Below are 17085 nucleotides of genomic sequence, written 5' to 3' on the forward strand. Positions count from 1 at the left end.
CAGTGCCCAATCCGCTAGCTGACACACCGCAATCGGGGGCAAGCCCCCTCCCACATTTGGATCTGCGGGGCTGTGGGAAAATGCTTCAGCGGTAGATATCTTCCCGCGTCCACGGCAGTTCATGGCTGCCATCGGCGTGGGGTTTTACCGCCAGGATCTGGTGCAGGTTGATCCAACCCCGCGCAAACGCGTAGGCGCAACCGGCCAGGTACAACCGCCAGATGCGCAACGCCTGCGCTGGAACCATCTTCGCCGCCGCTTCCAGGTTGTCTTCCAGGCGTTCGCTCCAGTGGTCCAGGGTGCGTGCGTAGTGCAGGCGCAGGCTTTCCACGTCGACCACTTCGAGCCCGGCTTCGCTGAGTTCGGCGGTCATCATCGCCAGGTGCGGCAGTTCGCCGTTGGGGAAAACGTAGCGCTCGATGAAATCCCCGGCGCCGCGGCCCACGGGGCGTCCGTCGGTGTGCTTGGCGGTGATGCCATGGTTCATCACCAGCCCGCCTTCGCGCACCGCGCCAAACAGGGTTTTGCAGTATTGCGCCAGGTTGGCGTGGCCGACGTGTTCGAACATACCCACGCTCACCACTTTGTCGAAACGACCGTCCTGGGGCAGATCACGGTAATCGAGCAGTTGCAGGTCCACCTGATCGTCCAGGCCCTCGGCTTTCACGCGTGCCTTGGCCAGGGCCAGTTGCTCCTTGCTCAGGGTGATGCCGAACACCTTTACCCCGAACTCCCGCGCCGCATACCGCGCCAGCCCGCCCCAACCACAGCCGACATCAAGCAAATACTCCCCCGGCTGCAAGCGCAACTTGCGGCACAGGTGGCGGAATTTGTCTTGTTGGGCCTGATCGATGGATTCGCTGCCGGTTTCGAAATAACCGCAGGAATACGCCATGTCCTGGTCGAGCCACAGCTGGTAGAACTCGTTGGACAGGTCGTAATGGTAGGAAATCGCCGCTGCGTCAGTGGCCTTGTCGTGGAACGAGCGCACCGGACGATTGCCCCCATCGTCATCGACCAGGGCGTGACTCAACTCGTCACACACCCGGATCACCTCGGAGATGGAGCCTTCCAGCTCCAGTTTGCCCTCGACGAAGGCTTCGCCCAATGAATCGAGCGTGGGATGGGAAAGCTTGGACACAATCGTGGGGTCCTTCACCACGATGGTCACACTGGGCTCAGGGCCCAAGTTGAATTCATGGCCGTCCCAGAGTCGAAGACGCAGCGGTAGCTGAAGATTCTGTAAGGCCGGTGGAAGTTGCGCGAGCATGAGTAGTCCCCCCTTGTTTCAGACGTCTGGAAAGAGGGTAGACCATCCGACGACCGGGTAGGAAGCTATCGATCTGATAACCTGCGCTTATGGAATCCGGCGTTCGAGCAAACCGTCCTGAACCCACTGTTTCAGCCATGAGACTGCTTGCAGGGGCGCACCCTCTCCATGACTGACCGCCAACCGTTCGCACAGTTCTGAAAAACACCAGCCGGTGCTCACCATGCCCGCCAGGGCGCAGGTTTGCGCGGGTTCCAGGCTGCGGTAGCGGCATATCTGCTGATCGCGCCACACCAGGCAGACCTGCGGCGCGTCCAGAGGCTGGCCGGCGTGCAAGGCCGATTTAGCCTTGGCGGCACGCCAGGTTTCGACGGTATTGAAGCGGCAGAATATCTGCTGAACGGTCGGCGCCAGGGTGACCTGCAAGCCCGGCCAGTCGGGCGGCGGCAGTCGCGCCATGTCGTCCAGGGTCAGCGGCGTGCCCGGCGGCGCATCGAACGCCAGGGTAAACGCCCACTCCAGCCGTGCCAGCTCGGCCAACGGCGCGCTTTGTTCAGCCACCAGGTGCTCCTGGATAAACCCCGCAAACCGCTCGCCCAGCCAGCGCAGGCTGTAATGGGCGGACGGATAGCGACGCACGTAGGCCTCGGTCAGCGAGGCGAATTCGTCATCGCCCAGCCAATACCAGAGGGCGCCGAAGTCCTGCCGTAATACGTCCTGCAAGCGCGACAGGTAGGCGTTGTGATAAATCGCCAGGCCGGTTTCCACATCCAGCGTAGGACCACCCAGCAAGGTGGCGGCAAAGCCAGTACCGGCCACGGGCGTTTCGGCTAATAAATGCTCTTCGAAGGCCCGTTGCCAATCTGTCAGGCGCATAGCGTTCTCCTGAGCAAGGCACTCGCCCCCAGCGACCGGGCCTTGTCCAACTCGCTGAGCAAGTCTTCGAACGGCGGGAAATGGTCGTCGCGCTCGAGCAACGTCGAGACCGGGCCCAGGTGCTCCAGGGTCTGTTGATACAGCGCCCATACCGGATCACACACCGGGTGGTCATGGGTATCGACCACGTAATCGCCGTAGTCCATATGCCCCGCCAGATGCAGCTGTCGGATGCTCTGCGGCGGCAGGTTGTGAATGAACGTCCAGGCATCGAAGCCATGATTGCGCGAGCTGACGTACACATTGTTGACGTCCAGCAGCAACTGGCACCCGGTCAAGTGGGTCAGCGCGTTGAGGAATTCCCACTCGGTGAATTCATCCGCCTTGGCGCGCACATAGCTGGAGACGTTTTCCAGCACCAGCGGGCGCTGCAACACATCCTGTACCTGAAGCACGCGACTGGCCACGTGATACAAACTTTCTTCGGTGTACGGCAGGGGCAGCAAGTCATGCAATTGGTGCGCGCTGCCGCGGCTCCAGCACAGGTGATCGGAGATCCACGCCGGCTGGATGCGCGCGGCGAGTTGCTGGAGCTGCTTGAGGTAATCGGTATCGAGCGGATGGGGCCCGCCGATGGACAGGGACACGCCGTGCATCACCAACGGGTAGCGCTCGGCGATTGCGTCCAGGTAGTACAAGGCTTTACCGCCCTGCACCAGGTAATTCTCGGAGATCACTTCGAACCAATCCACGGCCGGCGATTGTTCAAGGATCTGCTGGTAGTACTCACTGCGTAGACCCAGGCCGTAACCCAGGCTCGGAAGGGATGTAGACATCAGGCACTCCTGGGCAAAAGTGTCCGCAGCGGTGACGGCGACCGCTGCGGGGTACGCGGGGCCGATTACGCGCCGACTTTGCCACCGGCCGCGTCGCACGCGGCCTTGGTCATGGCCTTGAAGCCATGATCCTTGCAGACCGCCTGGCCCTTGCAGGCGTTTTCAGCGGTCTTGCAGTCATTCATGCCTTTGCAGGAGGTTACGCCGTAGCAATGAACCGGAGCGTCGGCGGCCTGGACCTGGGTGGTGACACCGGCAAACAAGGCGGCGGCAGCGAAAGCCAGGGCAGCACCGGAAACGACGTTTTTGATGGTCATGGGGTCATCCTCATAAATCGTGGTTAGGTCGGCTGAGCGGAATGCTCAGTCGCGACATAGCACTAGAGTGAGGTGCCCCCTTGCCGTTACAGCACCTTCGAAAAAAACCTGGGATTTATTCCTCCAGCTTCGACAGCGGCTCCTGAAACCGCAGCAACCGCCCGGCATTGCCCAGCACCAGCAAGGTGCTGAGGTTGTGCAACACCGCCGCGATCATTGCGCCCGCGGCGCCCAACCAGCCAAACGCAGCGAACACCACGATCGCCAGCGTCCAGCCCAGGCCGATGATCACATTGACCTGCAACGTCTGCCGGCACCGTCGGCTCAAGCGCACACAGGTGCCCAGGCGGCGCAAGTCGCTGCCAATCAACACCACATCCGCCGAGGCCAGCGCAATGTCCGCACCGCCCGCACCCATGGCCACGCCGACCACGCCGGCCTTGAGCGCCAGGGAGTCGTTGATGCCGTCACCCACCACCATCGGCCGGAAACCGCTGCTGATTTCGCCCAACACGCGGTTGAGCTTGTCTTCCGGCAATGCCTGGGCTTCGACATCGCTGATGCCCACGTCGAGGGCCAGGCTGTCGGCCACGCTTTGGCGGTCGCCGGTCAGCAGCAGTTGCCGCCCCAGGCCCAGGTCGCGCAGCTCTTGCAGGGCCTGGCGGGCTTCCGGTTTGACGCTGTCGGCCAGCAACAGCCAGGCGAGGAACGCACCGTTCAACGCCAGCCCGGCAATCGGGCCATCATGGTCGGGGACGCGGGTAGTGACGATGCCCAACTGCTCGAACAACTCCGGCCGGCCCAAGGCCGCTTCGCCCTGCGCGGTCTGGGCCACCACGCCGAGGCCTTGGCGTTCGCGGATGTCGGTGAGCACCAACAGCTGTTCCTGGCTCGCCAACCCGGCCAACGCGCGGCTGACCGGGTGGCTGCTGGCCGAACCGAGGCTGGCCGCCAGGTTCAACAACCCTTGGCGGTCCGGCGCGGTGGTTTGGATGGACTGCAGGCGCAGAGTGCCAAAGGTCAGGGTGCCGGTCTTGTCGACCACCAGCGAGGTCAGGTCCGCCAACTCTTCGAGGAACGCCGAGCTGCGGATCAGAATCCCATGCCGCGCCGCCACGGCAATCCCGGCAATCGCCGTGGCCGGGGCCGACAGCACCAGGGCGCACGGGCACGCCGCGACCAGCACCGCGAGCATCGCCTGGGCGTCATTGGTGACAAACCAGGTCACCGCCGCCAGCAACAGCACCAACACCATATAGCTGCCGGCGTAACGCTCCAGCAGCCGCGTGATCGGCGGCTTGGAGCGCTCGGCGTTCTGCATCAGGGCGATGACCTTGCCCAGGGTCGACTCGTTGCCGGTACGCGTCACTTCCAGGCGCAACAACCCGTCGAGGTTGATCGCACCGCCGAACACTTGCACGCCGACACTGGCTTCCAGCGGCACCGACTCGCCGGTGATCGGCGCCGTGTCGAGGCTGGCCTGGCCGGACAGCACCACACCATCGGCAGGCACGCGGTCGCCGGCGCGCACTTCGACGATGTCGCCGCTGTTCAGCGTGCCGTTGTCGACTTCGCGGATGCTGCCGTCCGCCTGCACCAGGCGTGCGTGGCTGCGGGTCAGTTTGCCGAGGGCGTGGATCGCTTCCTGGGAGCCGATCACGCTGCGCTCTTCGAGCACATGGCCGAAGATCATGATGATCGGCAGCAACGCGGCGGTCAGCAGATCGCCCGTGGCCCACGCGCCGAGCATCGCCAGGGCGATGAGTTGGTCGGTGATGCCATGCAGGCTGGGAAAACGCAGGCTGTACCAGGCCGAGCGCATCACCGGCACAGCCACCAGCAGCGAGGCCACGCCGAGCAGCAACTGGCTGACGCCGCTCTGGTCCGGCGCCAGCCAGCGCCACACCAGGCCCAGCACGAGCAAGCCGAGGGCGAGCATGGCCAGGGTCAATTGCCGGGCGGCGCTGCGCTGCTCGGCGGATGTCAGCATGGGTGCGCTCATTGTTCGGCTCCCTGAATGATCAAGCGGGAGTCGTCTTTGGGATCGACCGTGGTCACGGAACCGGCCTGGCCGAGAATCTTCGGCAAGCGCTCGCGGTACAGGCGCAACAGCAAGCCGGGGTCTTTGACCTGGGCCAGGCTGGCGACGGTGGCGGTTTGCGCCTGCGCGTTGGCCAGGCGTTCGCTGGCCTGGGCGTGGGCGACTTGCACCAGGCGGTCAGCCTGCTGGTTGGCGGTCTGGGTGAGCTTTTCCGCGTCGGTGCGCGCATTCGCCACCGCTTTGTCGGCTTGCTGGCTGGCAGTGAGCACCGCATTGAAGGCGTTCACCGCTGGGCTCGGCAGGCTCGATTGCACATCGACGCGGGTGACTTCGATGCCCACCCCCAAGCCGCTGGCGGTCAACTCCGCCAGGCGCTTGTTGATGCCTTGCACCAGGTCGCCGCGCAGCCGTTCACGGCGCTCGGCGGCGCCGTTGTCGCTGCTGATCAATTCGGGGCGCGCCACCAGGATGGTGTCCAGATCCCGCGCCGCCGTCAGGGCTACGGCGCTGCGCGTCACCAGGCGATCCAGCGCCGGCAGCACGTGCTCGCCCTGCAGCACAAACGCATAAGGTTCGGTGACTTTGTAGAACACCCGCACATCCAGCTGCACCACGCCGGCATCGCCGGTCAGCAGGTAGCCGGACCCGGCCAGGGCATCGCTCAACGGCGTGGCGAAGCTGGCCACGCGATCGGCCTGCACCGCGGCATCGGAACGCAGCAGGTTGCCGACCCGCCGCTCGATCACCCGGTCTGCCGCCGGCAACAGCACGACTTGCTCGAACGGCTGCGGCCACGCCAGCAACAGCCCAGCATTCTGAACCCGATCGAGTGCGCCGAAGTGCAGCACCACGGCGCGATTCTGCGGGTCGATCTGCCGCACATTGGAAAACGCCCAGGCCAGGGCGGCCAACACCGTCACCGCGTACAGCGCCATGAACGTCAGGCGCCCGGCCTGAATCCATGGGCTGTCCGGGCTGTCACGCTCGATCATGGCTGGACGTCCTTCGGCCCGTCCACCAACGCGCGGAACGGCGCGGCGTCGGTGCGCAGGATGATCTTGGTGCCCGGGGTGACCACGGTGCCCAGGGTATCCAGGGAACGCAGCAGGTTGTACAACTGGGGATTGCCGGCGTAGGCGCGACCATAGATCTGCGCCGCTTCGACCCGCGATTGCGCTTCGATGTCGGCGGCTTTCACCGTGGCATCGGCCTGCACGATGCGCGCATCGCGCTCGGCGGCGGAACGGATCTGCGCCGCCTCACGCTTGCCCACGGCGGTGCGTTCGGTAGCGATGGTTTCGCGCTCGGCGCGCATGCGGTCGACGGTGGCGGTGAGCGTCACCGACGGCAAGGTCAGCCGCTCGATGCCCACCTGCGCCACACGCACGCCATAGGTGGTGAGCAATTGTTGATCGATCTGCTGGCGCAACTGCGCTTCGAAATCGCTGATGCGTACCTGGCTGGCGTCGGTATTGATCAGGCTGGACAGGTCGAAGCTGGCCGCCGTGGTTTCCAGCGCCGAACCGACAAACGTCCGAATCTGCCGCGCCGCTTCATCCGGCTGGTTCTGCACCGCGCGCATGAAGCGCTGCACATTGTCGGCATCGCCCTGTACCTGCCACGCCACATAAGCCTGCACGATGATGCGCAGGCCATCGCGGGTACCGACATCCTGCAAACCGCTGGAGGTGGTGCGCAGGCGCAGGTCCACCGGAATCGCCGCTTCGAACGGCGCCGGCCAACGCCAGCCCAGGCCCGGTTCCAGCAGCACCCGCGACGGGTTGCCGAAACGGGTAATCACCGTGGCTTCACCGGAGCGCACCTGCACCAGGCTGGCGGCCGCTACTGCAAACAACACCAGCAACACAGCCCAGGCCATGCGCCGCCAAGGGAACGGGCCGGCGGGTTGTTCGTCACCATGGTGGTGATGATGGTGGCCGTGGTGGTGGTGACCATGATCGTGAGAATGAGCGCTCAACAGACAGACTCCTTATTGAACGGCTTTACGCGGCACCGAGGGATCGGCCGGCAAGGTAAAAGAACGCAGATCGATCGTCGGCGCACTGTCGGCGCCCAGGCGATGATCCAGAATCAACAGCTTGGCGTGAGCCAGGCCCTGGGTCAGCTGGCCGAGGTATTGCTCCAGCACGAAGGCTTTGCCCGCGCTGGCGTAGGCTTTTTGTTCGGCGGCAAAACGCAGGTCCGCCGCCCGGGCCCCGGCATTGACCTCGTGCGCGGTGGCCTGGGCCTGGTCGCGGACGGTGCTGGCTTGCAGCAGGGCCTGGTTGGTTTGTTCGCTGGCGGCGCCGCGTTCGCGGGAGATCAGCGCCTGAGCGCCGATCTGCGCCGCTTGCACGCCGTGGTAGGCGTTGGCGGCACCGGACGGCGGGTGGATGGCTTCGACCACCGTGGCGAGAATCTCCACGCCGCTGTCGAGTGTATGCAGGTCCGCTTGCACGGCGCGGCCGATCTCGTCGGCCAGGCCGGTGCGTTGTTCGCCGAGCAATTCGTCGAGGGTACGCGAGGCAAAGTCATGCACGAGGATGCGGCTGGCAGTGCTGCGGATCAGGGTCGGCACATCCGCGCTGTTATAGGTGGCGGCCAGTGCGGCCTGGTCGGTCAGGCCGATACGGTAGACGAAGCGCACATCCATATTGACGATCTGGAAGCTCTGCTTGTCGCCACGGCTGCTGGCGATCACCTGGGACTTGTCATTCACATGGCTGGCGTCCCACAACCGGTTGGCGATCAGCGGTGCCGGGCCTTCGGCCGCCGCGAGTTCCGGGCTGGCGGCTTCGCTGACGCTGGTCGCCAGCTCATGCACCACGCCGTTTTCCACGTTCAGCACGCGGCCCAGCGGCCACGGCAACCCGGCATGCAAGCCAGGGCCGAAGACTTGCACCGGTTTGCCAAAGCGCTCATAAATCCCACGGCCTTGCAGGGGCACTTCATGCACCCCCGTCAGCGCCCAGCCGACGGCCAGTACCACCAGCAGCACCGGCAGGAATGCCCGACGCATGTAGGTAAACGCCCAGATCTGGCGCAGATCGATGCCGAAGCGGTTGTGCAATTCGTGCTGCAAGGCCTGCAGCGGTTGCGGCGGCCAGCGCAGCAGCCCGGCGACAAAACTCTGCGCCATCAGGCGTGGTTCGAGGCGCGGTTGGCGCGGGCTGAACAGTGACAGCGCGGCCCGTAACAGAAACTCCAGCGCGACCAGCGCCGGCAACAGCCCGACCAGTGTCGCCAGGCGCAGCGGCCACACCGACCCGGCACTGGCAAACAGCAGGCAAATCGCGCTGATCACCAGGCACGCAATCGCCACCCGGCTCAGTTGCGCCAACTGCGCGGCTTCCGGCCATTGCGCGGCGGTTTCCTGGGCCAGGCGCCGCTCGAACACCAGCAGGCCAAAGGCCAATGCCAAGGCCAGTGCAGCGCCGATACTTGCGCCTTGGCCGACCGCTGCCGCGGGCAAGCCCAGGTTCCAGAACTCGACAATGCTGACCAGCGCGAACAACGACCAACCGCCGAGCCACAACACCGGTGCGCCGATCTGCGCCAGCAACCCTCTGCCGAAACGCCCTACCAGGCGCGCCTGCCAGCCAGCGGGTTCACTCTCTGCTTCGAGTAACTCAGGTGCCGACGCTTCCAGCGCCTGGGCACGCCAATCGGCCACCCACCACGCCGACTGCAACCCGGCCACCAGCACCAGCAACGCAGACGCGCAATTGATCAACACCACCGGCCAGATCGACAACGGGGCGAACAGCGCGACGAACAACGCCAGCACCCAGCCGCTGATAGCCACCGCAGTCAGGCTGATACCGGCCTGCCTCAATCGACGGGCATGGAACAGCCCTTGCTGAAAACGCGGCAGTCCTTCAACCGAAGCGCCGTCAGCTTCTAGATCCACTTGCATCCACTCATGCCCGTTCACACATAATTCGTTACGATATAACACATGGCGTGAAATTTTTGTTCGTTAAACACCGTATTCACCTGCAACACAGACCCACTGTGGGAGGGGGCTTGCTCCGATGGCGGTGGGTCAGGTGATACATGGGTTGGCGGGGCCGCCACCATCGCGGGCAAGCCCCCTCCCACATTCGTTCTGCATCGCGCTCCGGAACGTGACTACCCCCCCATAAACACGTGCCATCACTGGTGCAGGCCACGATTAGTCGGCACACTTCAGGCCAGTTTTTCGCGGGCTTACGGACAAGGAAACGTCACTCCCATGATTTCGATCTATCAGCTCAAACCGCGTTTTCAAAACCTGCTGCGCCCCCTCGTGCAGCGCCTCTACGACAACGGCACCACCGCCAACCAGATCACTGTGCTGGCCGGGGTCATCTCCCTGCTGGTCGGCCTGCTGATCGCCGGCTTCGCCCAACACCTCTGGCTGTTCGCGCTGATCCCGCTGTGGATGATCCTGCGCATGGCCCTCAATGCCATCGACGGCATGCTCGCCCGCGAATTCGGCCAGCAGTCGCGCCTGGGCGCCTACCTCAATGAACTGTGCGACGTGATCGCCGACAGCGCGCTGATCCTGCCCTTTGCGTTGATCCCCGGCGTCAGCCTGGCGCCGGTGCTGCTGGTGACCTTGCTGGCAGTGTTCAGCGAATACGCCGGGGTGCTCGGGCCGATGGTGGGCGCGTCGCGGCGCTACGACGGGCCGATGGGCAAGAGTGATCGGGCCTTCGTCCTCGGCGTGCTGGCCAGCGGCGTGGCGCTGGGCTGGCTCGGTGCCGGCTGGGTCGACACGGTGATGTGGCTGGTCGCCGCCCTGCTCGCCTACACCGTGGTCAACCGAGTGCGCCAGGGCCTCAAAGAAGAACAACACATTTCCCCTTCTGCATAAGGATTTTGCGATGCGCGAACAGCGAGAACACACCTTCAGTACCCATGATGGCGTCGAGCTTTTCTACCGGCACTGGCCCGCCACCGCCCCGGCAGGCGGCGAGCCGCGCAAGGCGATCCTGCTGTTCCATCGCGGCCATGAGCATTCGGGGCGCATTGCCCATCTGGTCGATGAACTGAACCTGCCCCATTTCGACTTCTTCGCCTGGGACGCCCGTGGCCACGGCCAATCCCCCGGCGAGCGCGGCGACAGCCCCAGCTTCGCCACCAGCGCCCGCGACGTGCAGACGTTCTGCGAGCATATCGGCGCCACTTACGGCGTCGAGGCGGAAAATCTTGCAGTCATCGCCCAAAGCGTCGGCGCGGTGATCGCAGCCACCTGGGTCCACGACTACGCACCGAAAATCCGCGCCCTGGTGCTCGCCTCCCCGGCGTTCAAAGTCAAACTCTACGTGCCCTTCGCCCGGCTGGGCCTGGCGCTGATGCGCAGGTTTCGCGGCAACTTTTTCGTCAACAGTTACGTCAAGGCCAAGTTCCTCAGCCACGACCCGGAGCGCGTCGCGTCCTACGACAGCGACCCGCTGATCACCAAGGCGATTTCGGTGAATGTGCTGCTCGGGCTGTATGAAGCGGCCGACCGGGTTGTCGCCGATGCCCAGGCGATCCAGGTGCCGACCCAACTGCTGATCTCCGGCTCCGACTTCGTGGTCCACCGCAAACCCCAACAACAGTTCTTCGACCGCCTTGGCAGCCTGAAAAAAGAGCTGCATATCCTCCCCGGCTTCTTCCACGACACCCTCGGCGAGCGCGACCGTGCGGTGGCCGTGAGCAGCGCCCGGCGTTTTATTCTGCAGAACTTCACGCACCCGCTGGACCGCGCCTCGCTGCTCGATGCCGACAAACTGGGCGCCACCTGTGCCGAATCCGAAGCCCTCGCCGCGCCGCTGCCGCGCAATTCCCTGCGCGACCTGTACTGGCGCCTGACCCGCGCCAGCATGGGCCTGGGCAAGAACCTGTCGGACGGCGTCAAGCTGGGCTTCGACACCGGTTTCGACTCCGGTAGCACCTTGGACTACGTGTACCGCAACACGCCCACCGGCAAAGGCGCGCTGGGGCGGATGATCGACACCCATTACCTCAACTCCATCGGCTGGCGCGGCATTCGCCAGCGCAAGCTGAACGTCGAAGAGCTGCTGCGCCTGGCCATGGCCACGCTGCGCACCGATGATCGCGAAGTGCGTATCGTCGATATCGCCGCCGGCCACGGTCGCTACATTCTCGAAGCCTTGCAGGGCGTTTCGCCGCTGCCGGAATCGATCCTGCTGCGCGACTACAGCGACATCAACGTGCGCGACGGTGGTGCGTTGATCCGCGAGAAAGGCCTGGGCGAGATTGCGCAGTTCATCAAAGCCGATGCGTTCGACCGTGCGGAGCTGGCAGCGCTGGCGCCCAAGCCGACGCTGGCGGTGGTCTCCGGGTTATATGAACTGTTTGCCGACAACGCCATGGTCGGCGGTTCGCTGGCGGGCCTGGCCGAAGCCGTGGAGCCCGGCGGTTATCTGGTCTACACCGGCCAGCCATGGCACCCGCAGTTGGAACTGATCGCCCGCGCATTGACCAGCCATCGCCAGGGCCAGGCCTGGGTGATGCGCCGGCGCAGTCAGGCGGAAATGGATCAACTGGTGCAAGCCGCCGGTTTCCGCAAGATCACCCAGCGGGTGGATGAGTGGGGCATCTTTACCGTATCCCTGGCACAGAAGATCTGAACATGCGCGAACCCGGCCTGTTAAAGCCCGCGTTCCTGTGGCTGTTGCTGTTGGCGCCGCTGTTTTTCAGCACCTACGGTTTTGCCACATGGGTCACCAGCCAGCGCAGCGACGTCGGCACACTGGTGTTCGATTGGGAAACCCACATGCCGTTCTGGGCCTGGACCATCGTGCCCTACTGGACCATCGACCTGCTCTACGGTTTCTCCCTGCTGCTGCCCAACAGCCGCCATGAACTGAAGCAACATGCGCTGCGCCTGCTGAGTGCGCAGCTCATCGCCGTGAGTTGCTTCCTGATCTGGCCGCTGCGCTTCACCTTCGAACGGCCGGAGCTGGATGGCGTGTTCGGCTGGCTGTTTGCCGTGCTGGCCGGTTTCGACAAACCGTTCAACCAGGCGCCGTCGCTGCATATCGCGCTGCTGGTGATCCTGTGGATCATGTACCAACGCCACACCCAGGGCGCCTGGCGCTGGCTGGTGCATGGCTGGTTCGGGTTGATTGGGGTTTCAGTGCTGACCACTTATCAACACCACTTTATCGACTTACCCACAGGTGCCCTGGCGGGTTGGCTGTGCGTGTGGCTGTGGCCGCTGGAACATCCGAGCCCGCTGCTGAATGCGCGGCTGACCCGTGATTCCACGCACTGGCGCCTGGGGTTGCGCTACGGCCTGGGCGCGCTGGGGCTGTTCATCCTCGCGCTGACTTACGGCGGGTGGTGGCTATGGCTGCTGTGGCCGGCGCTGTCCCTGGGGCTGATCATGGCGAATTACGTCGTCCTCGGCGCGCCAGGTTTCCAGAAGCGTGCCGACGGTCGACTGACCCCTGCGGCGCGCTGGCTGTATGCGCCATATCTGGCAGCGGCGTGGCTCAATTCACGGCTGTGGACGCGCACGCATCCACAGCCCGACCTGATTGTGGATAACGTCTCGCTCGGTCGGCTTCCTACCGTGCGCGAGCAAGGTTCATTCAAGGCCATCGTCGATCTGTGCGCGGAATTGCCGATTAATCCACAGGGCCGTGCCTATCAATGCGTCCCCGTCCTCGACCTGATCGCGCCGACCCCCGCCGAATGCCTGCAAGCCGCGCAAGCCATCGAACGCCTGCGCGCCAGCGGCCCGGTGTTGGTGTGCTGCGCCCTTGGCTATTCGCGCAGCGCCACCGCTGTGGCGGCCTGGCTGCTGCACAGCGGGCGCGCCGCCACGGTGGATCAGGCACTGGCTATTATTCGTACAGCGCGGACCCAGGTGGTCCTGCATCCCGCTCATCGCCATGCTTTGGAGGCCTTGCCCCATGCCTGCTGATATGGAACTCCAGGTCGTCGCCAGCCTGCTGCGCCGCGGCCGCTCACTGGATCAGTTATCCACAGGCCTGACGCTGCTGGGCGTGTTGTTCGGCCTGGCGCAACTGCTGATGGCCAGCATCGCGCCGATCTGCCTGCTGCTCAGCCTGTGGATGATTATCCTCGGCCTGCTGCAGAAGTACTGGGCGCTGCGCGTGGCCTTCGATGCCGACCTGTTCGCCCTGCTCGCCCATAACACCGAACACACCCCGGACCTCGACCAGGCCCTGCAAACCCTCGGCCTGCAGTCGCCCAAACGCGCCGGCCGACCCTGGACCGAACGCCGTCGCGGCGCCCTCAAACTGCTGCGCAAGCAAGCCTGGCTACTGGGCGCGCAAGTGCTGTTGACCCTGGGCGTGATTCTCGCCAGCCCTTGGCTACCTTTCGCCGGATAAGGAATTCCCATGTTCGAACCCGTGGTCGCCACCCTGATTACCTCGATGGCCCGCACCGTCACCGGCGCCCGCAGCCTGTGGCTGGGCTGCGCGCCGGTGCCGGTGCAACGCATCTACTTCGCCAACCACAGCAGCCACGGCGATTTCGTGTTGCTGTGGGCATCGCTGCCGCAGAACCTGCGCAAATTCACGCGCCCGGTGGCCGGCAGCGACTACTGGAACAAAAGTGCGCTGCGCCGCTACATCATCCACCGCGTGTTCAACGGCGTGTTGATCGACCGCGAGCGCAAAGACCCTGTGGATAACCCCTTGCAGCCCATGCTCGCCGCACTGGAAGGCGGCGACTCGCTGATCATCTTTCCCGAAGGCACGCGCAATCTGGAAGACGGCTTGCTGCCGTTTAAAAGCGGCCTGTATCACCTGGCAAAAAGTTACCCACAGGCCGAATTGATCCCCGTGTGGATTGCCAACCTCAACCGCGTCATGCCCAAGGGCCGCGTCCTGCCGCTGCCTCTGCTGTGTACCACCAGCTTCGGCGCGCCACTGCAATTGGAAGAAGGCGAAGACAAAGCCGCCTTCCTTGCCCGCACCCGCGATGCCCTGCTCGCCCTCGCCCCGGAGCATTCCTGAGATGGATAGCCAAACCCTGATGCTGTTCGGCGGGATCGGCGCGATCCTGGTACTCGCCTCGCTGATCGGCCTGATCCTCAAGCTGCGCACCCGTGGCACGCCGAATGCGGTGATCGACAACCTCAACGCCCGCATCAACGCCTGGTGGGTGATGGTGGTGATGATCGGCATCGCCTTCTGGCTCGGCACCGGCGCGGTGATCGTGCTGTTCTATGCCGTGTCGTTCTATGCCCTGCGTGAATTCCTCACCCTCACCCCGACCCGGCGCAGCGACTACCCGGCGCTGGTGGCCGCGTTCTACCTGGCGCTGCCGCTGCAATACCTGCTGATCTATGCCGACTGGTACGGGCTGTTCTCGATCTTCATCCCGGTGTACGTGTTCCTGCTGCTGCCGATCCTCGCCTCCCTCGGCGGCGACAGCACACACTTCCTGGAGCGCGCCTCGAAGGTGCAATGGGGCTTGATGATCGCAGTGTTCTGCGTGTCCTTCGTGCCCGCCCTGCTCACCCTCGACATCCCCGGCTATGAAGGCCGCAACCTGCTGCTGATCGCCTACCTGGTGATCGTGGTGCAACTGTCGGACGTGTTGCAGTACGTGTGCGGCAAGCTGTTCGGCAAACACAAGATTGCGCCCAACCTGTCGCCGTCGAAAACCGTCGAAGGCTTTGTCGGCGGCATCCTGCTCTCCTCGCTGATCGGCGCGGCGCTGTGGTGGACCACGCCGTTCAACCCATGGCAGTCGTTTCTGATTGCGCTGCTGATCAACTTGCTGGGGTTTGCCGGCGGCATTGTGATGTCGGCGATCAAACGCGACCGTGGCGTGAAGGACTGGGGGCATATGATCGAGGGGCACGGCGGGATGCTCGATCGGCTGGATTCGGTGTGCTTTGCGGCGCCGATTTTCTTCCACCTCGTGCGCTACTGGTGGACCTGACCGACACCGCCCTCAAGCCCGACGAAGATCAACATGTGAGGGCGGGTTTGCTCCCGCACGCTCGGCATTGAGGTGACGTATCGACCTCATCTTTTGTCGCAAAGACGCGTGTAAGATACGCCGCATGTTGGCGCTGATGCCGAGTTGACCCAGTTGCCGAGATTTCACTGACCCAGTCTGACTCCTCGTGAATCATTGTCTGTGCTGGATTTTTACAGGTTTGGAAAAGGGGCAGTCTTGCGTCGGCAACCGGGTCAACCCAGGGGCAGCGCCAATACCCTCATGTAGCATGCTTCCATACGGCGGCCGACGAACAGTCCAGTCCTTCACTAGACATCACCGGTGGTTCGCGCCTGGGTAGCCGAATGTGCGCTTTCGGACCAGACGCCACCTCGGTAAGCGTCTTGTTAAGTCGCCTTGATCTAAAGGATTGGCGGTGGCAAATCCAGCGAAGCTGACGTGATCTTTACCCCGGTCTGCCAGCTACGATATCCTTTTAAGCACTCCCTACCGCTCTAAGCCTTCGCCCTACAAGGATGTCTACCAATGCTTTGTTCGTAAGGGTACGACAAAGTCACCTACCCGATCCCAGCGATACCTGCCAGAGCTATGCAAGCTGACTCCAGCAGACGCTTACTCATGAGCTGTCAGGTTCACATATCGGTAGACCGGCTGTGTAACATCGCAAGTTCGGCAGAACAGGGAGTTGATATGGAAAACCCAGACAAACGAATCGTTATTGTCGGTGCAGGAATCGTAGGCGCGTCTCTGGCTTACCACTTGGCAGGTAAAAACGCCAAAGTCACCTTGGTCGAGGCTGAATATATAGCCTCCGGCGTGACTGGGAGCTCGTTTGCATGGATCAATTCTTCACACCCCGAACCAGACCCCATTGCGCAACTGCGCGGTGCTGCAATCGGAGAATACCGCCGGCTCGAGGCGCAACTGCCTGATCTTAAGATTCGCTGGACGGGTGCCTTATCCTATAGCGCCAGGTCAAATGAAATGCCGGCTTCAGGTCACCTGAAGTCGGCACATCTCGTATCCAGATCGCAGATTCTAGACCTTGAGCCAAATCTCAAAAATCCCCCTCAGTATGCGTTGTATGCGACAGCAGAAGGCGCGCTGGACGCAGTGGCAGCAACCTTTGCGTTGGTCGCAGGAGCCCAGGAAAATGGGGCGGAAATTCTCACCCACACGCGCGTTCTCGGCTTTACAACCCAGGGCAAAAAAGTCACGGGGATTGAAACCGCGATGGGCATCATCAATGCCGATATTGTCGTACTGGCGGCGGGTACAGGCATCACGAAGCTGACAGATATGCTTGGAGTGTCCCTTCCTATAGAGGCCTCACCCGCCATTTTCATCCGTTACAAGTCACAACCCAACCTCGTACACACCTTGATTTCAAGCCGTGAAATGGAAGTCAGGCAAAGTTCGGACGGTGCGTTGCTGGCGGCCGAGGATTACGTGGATGACTCATTGCAAAACCAGCCAGCAGCGGTAGCACTACGAACGGCTAGAGCGATCCAGAACGAACTGCACGGGGCTGTTTCCATTGATCCGGAAATGGCCTGCGTCGGCCTCAGACCAATGCCTGAGGATGGCGTCCCCATCATCGGTTATCTGTCAAAAATCGGCGGCGTATACGTTTGCGCCATGCACCCAGGCGTTACCTTGGCGGCAGTAGTGGGCCGTCTTGTCAGCGAGGAAATTATCGACCACAGGGCCTCCTCTGCCCTTGCTCCCTGTCGGCCCGATCGATTCTTCCAAGAGTAGGTGGCCTGATCGCGGATCGGCGCTCTTATTCTTCAAGTATCAGCC

General features: G+C 63.4%; 15 protein-coding genes. 7 read left to right on the plus strand and 8 right to left on the minus strand.

The window, feature by feature from the left end:
• Window positions 1–85: 85 nt before the first annotated feature.
• The 8 genes from cfaB to hflK (AC07W0_RS15165) all read right to left on the minus strand — a co-directional run bounded on the left by cfaB (window position 86) and on the right by hflK (AC07W0_RS15165) (window position 9256).
• Window positions 86–1270, minus strand: coding sequence for a C17 cyclopropane fatty acid synthase CfaB (gene cfaB / locus AC07W0_RS15130; RefSeq protein WP_026140407.1), 1185 nt, complete (start codon window positions 1268–1270; stop codon window positions 86–88).
• An 87-nt stretch (window positions 1271–1357) separates the two neighbouring features.
• The gene (locus AC07W0_RS15135; RefSeq protein ID WP_046484311.1) at window positions 1358–2146 is read right to left on the minus strand and encodes an HvfC/BufC N-terminal domain-containing protein; all 789 of its coding nucleotides are present in this window, start codon (window positions 2144–2146) and stop codon (window positions 1358–1360) included.
• Complete coding sequence (gene bufB, locus AC07W0_RS15140; RefSeq protein ID WP_017850056.1) at window positions 2137–2982, minus strand: MNIO family bufferin maturase; 846 nt, start codon at window positions 2980–2982, stop codon at window positions 2137–2139. Before bufB ends, AC07W0_RS15135 begins: the two co-directional genes overlap by 10 nt.
• A gap of 65 nt (window positions 2983–3047) precedes the next feature.
• The gene (gene bufA2 / locus AC07W0_RS15145) at window positions 3048–3299 is read right to left on the minus strand and encodes a BufA2 family periplasmic bufferin-type metallophore (RefSeq protein WP_102617671.1); all 252 of its coding nucleotides are present in this window, start codon (window positions 3297–3299) and stop codon (window positions 3048–3050) included.
• Window positions 3300–3414: 115 nt separating this feature from the next.
• Window positions 3415–5301, minus strand: a complete 1887-nt coding sequence (locus AC07W0_RS15150) for a cation-translocating P-type ATPase (protein ID WP_026140408.1) — start codon at window positions 5299–5301, stop codon at window positions 3415–3417.
• Complete coding sequence (gene hflK, locus AC07W0_RS15155) at window positions 5298–6332, minus strand: protease modulator HflK (RefSeq protein WP_017850059.1); 1035 nt, start codon at window positions 6330–6332, stop codon at window positions 5298–5300. The genes AC07W0_RS15150 and hflK (AC07W0_RS15155) overlap by 4 nt, the downstream gene beginning before the upstream one ends.
• Entirely contained in the window at window positions 6329–7318 is a 990-nt protein-coding gene (hflC, locus tag AC07W0_RS15160; RefSeq protein ID WP_017850060.1) for a protease modulator HflC, read from the minus strand. The genes hflK (AC07W0_RS15155) and hflC overlap by 4 nt, the downstream gene beginning before the upstream one ends.
• Before the next feature lie 12 nt (window positions 7319–7330).
• A complete protein-coding gene (hflK, locus tag AC07W0_RS15165) occupies window positions 7331–9256 on the minus strand; it encodes a protease modulator HflK (protein ID WP_102617670.1) in 1926 nt (641 codons plus the stop codon).
• A gap of 318 nt (window positions 9257–9574) precedes the next feature.
• On the opposite strand from hflK (AC07W0_RS15165), the gene AC07W0_RS15170 reads away from it, so the two are divergent.
• The 7 genes from AC07W0_RS15170 (at window position 9575) to AC07W0_RS15200 (ending at window position 17040) form a co-directional block, all read left to right on the plus strand.
• The gene (locus AC07W0_RS15170) at window positions 9575–10198 is read left to right on the plus strand and encodes a CDP-alcohol phosphatidyltransferase family protein (RefSeq protein WP_046381592.1); all 624 of its coding nucleotides are present in this window, start codon (window positions 9575–9577) and stop codon (window positions 10196–10198) included.
• A 10-nt stretch (window positions 10199–10208) separates the two neighbouring features.
• Window positions 10209–11963 (plus strand): bifunctional alpha/beta hydrolase/class I SAM-dependent methyltransferase, encoded by a 1755-nt coding sequence (locus tag AC07W0_RS15175; protein WP_102617669.1) that lies wholly within the window; start codon window positions 10209–10211, stop codon window positions 11961–11963.
• 2 nt (window positions 11964–11965) lie between these two features.
• Entirely contained in the window at window positions 11966–13264 is a 1299-nt protein-coding gene (locus AC07W0_RS15180) for a phosphatase PAP2/dual specificity phosphatase family protein (protein ID WP_102617668.1), read from the plus strand.
• Complete coding sequence (locus AC07W0_RS15185) at window positions 13254–13697, plus strand: hypothetical protein (RefSeq protein ID WP_046484321.1); 444 nt, start codon at window positions 13254–13256, stop codon at window positions 13695–13697. Before AC07W0_RS15180 ends, AC07W0_RS15185 begins: the two co-directional genes overlap by 11 nt.
• A 9-nt stretch (window positions 13698–13706) precedes the next feature.
• Entirely contained in the window at window positions 13707–14327 is a 621-nt protein-coding gene (locus AC07W0_RS15190) for a lysophospholipid acyltransferase family protein (protein WP_046484323.1), read from the plus strand.
• Between the two features lies 1 nt (window position 14328).
• On the plus strand, window positions 14329–15261 hold the full coding sequence (locus AC07W0_RS15195) for a phosphatidate cytidylyltransferase (RefSeq protein ID WP_017850067.1): 933 nt from the start codon (window positions 14329–14331) through the stop codon (window positions 15259–15261).
• 711 nt (window positions 15262–15972) lie between these two features.
• A complete protein-coding gene (locus AC07W0_RS15200) occupies window positions 15973–17040 on the plus strand; it encodes an NAD(P)/FAD-dependent oxidoreductase (protein ID WP_102617667.1) in 1068 nt (355 codons plus the stop codon).
• Window positions 17041–17085: the final 45 nt, after the last annotated feature.

The organism is Pseudomonas sp. GW704-F2 (assembly GCF_059423025.1).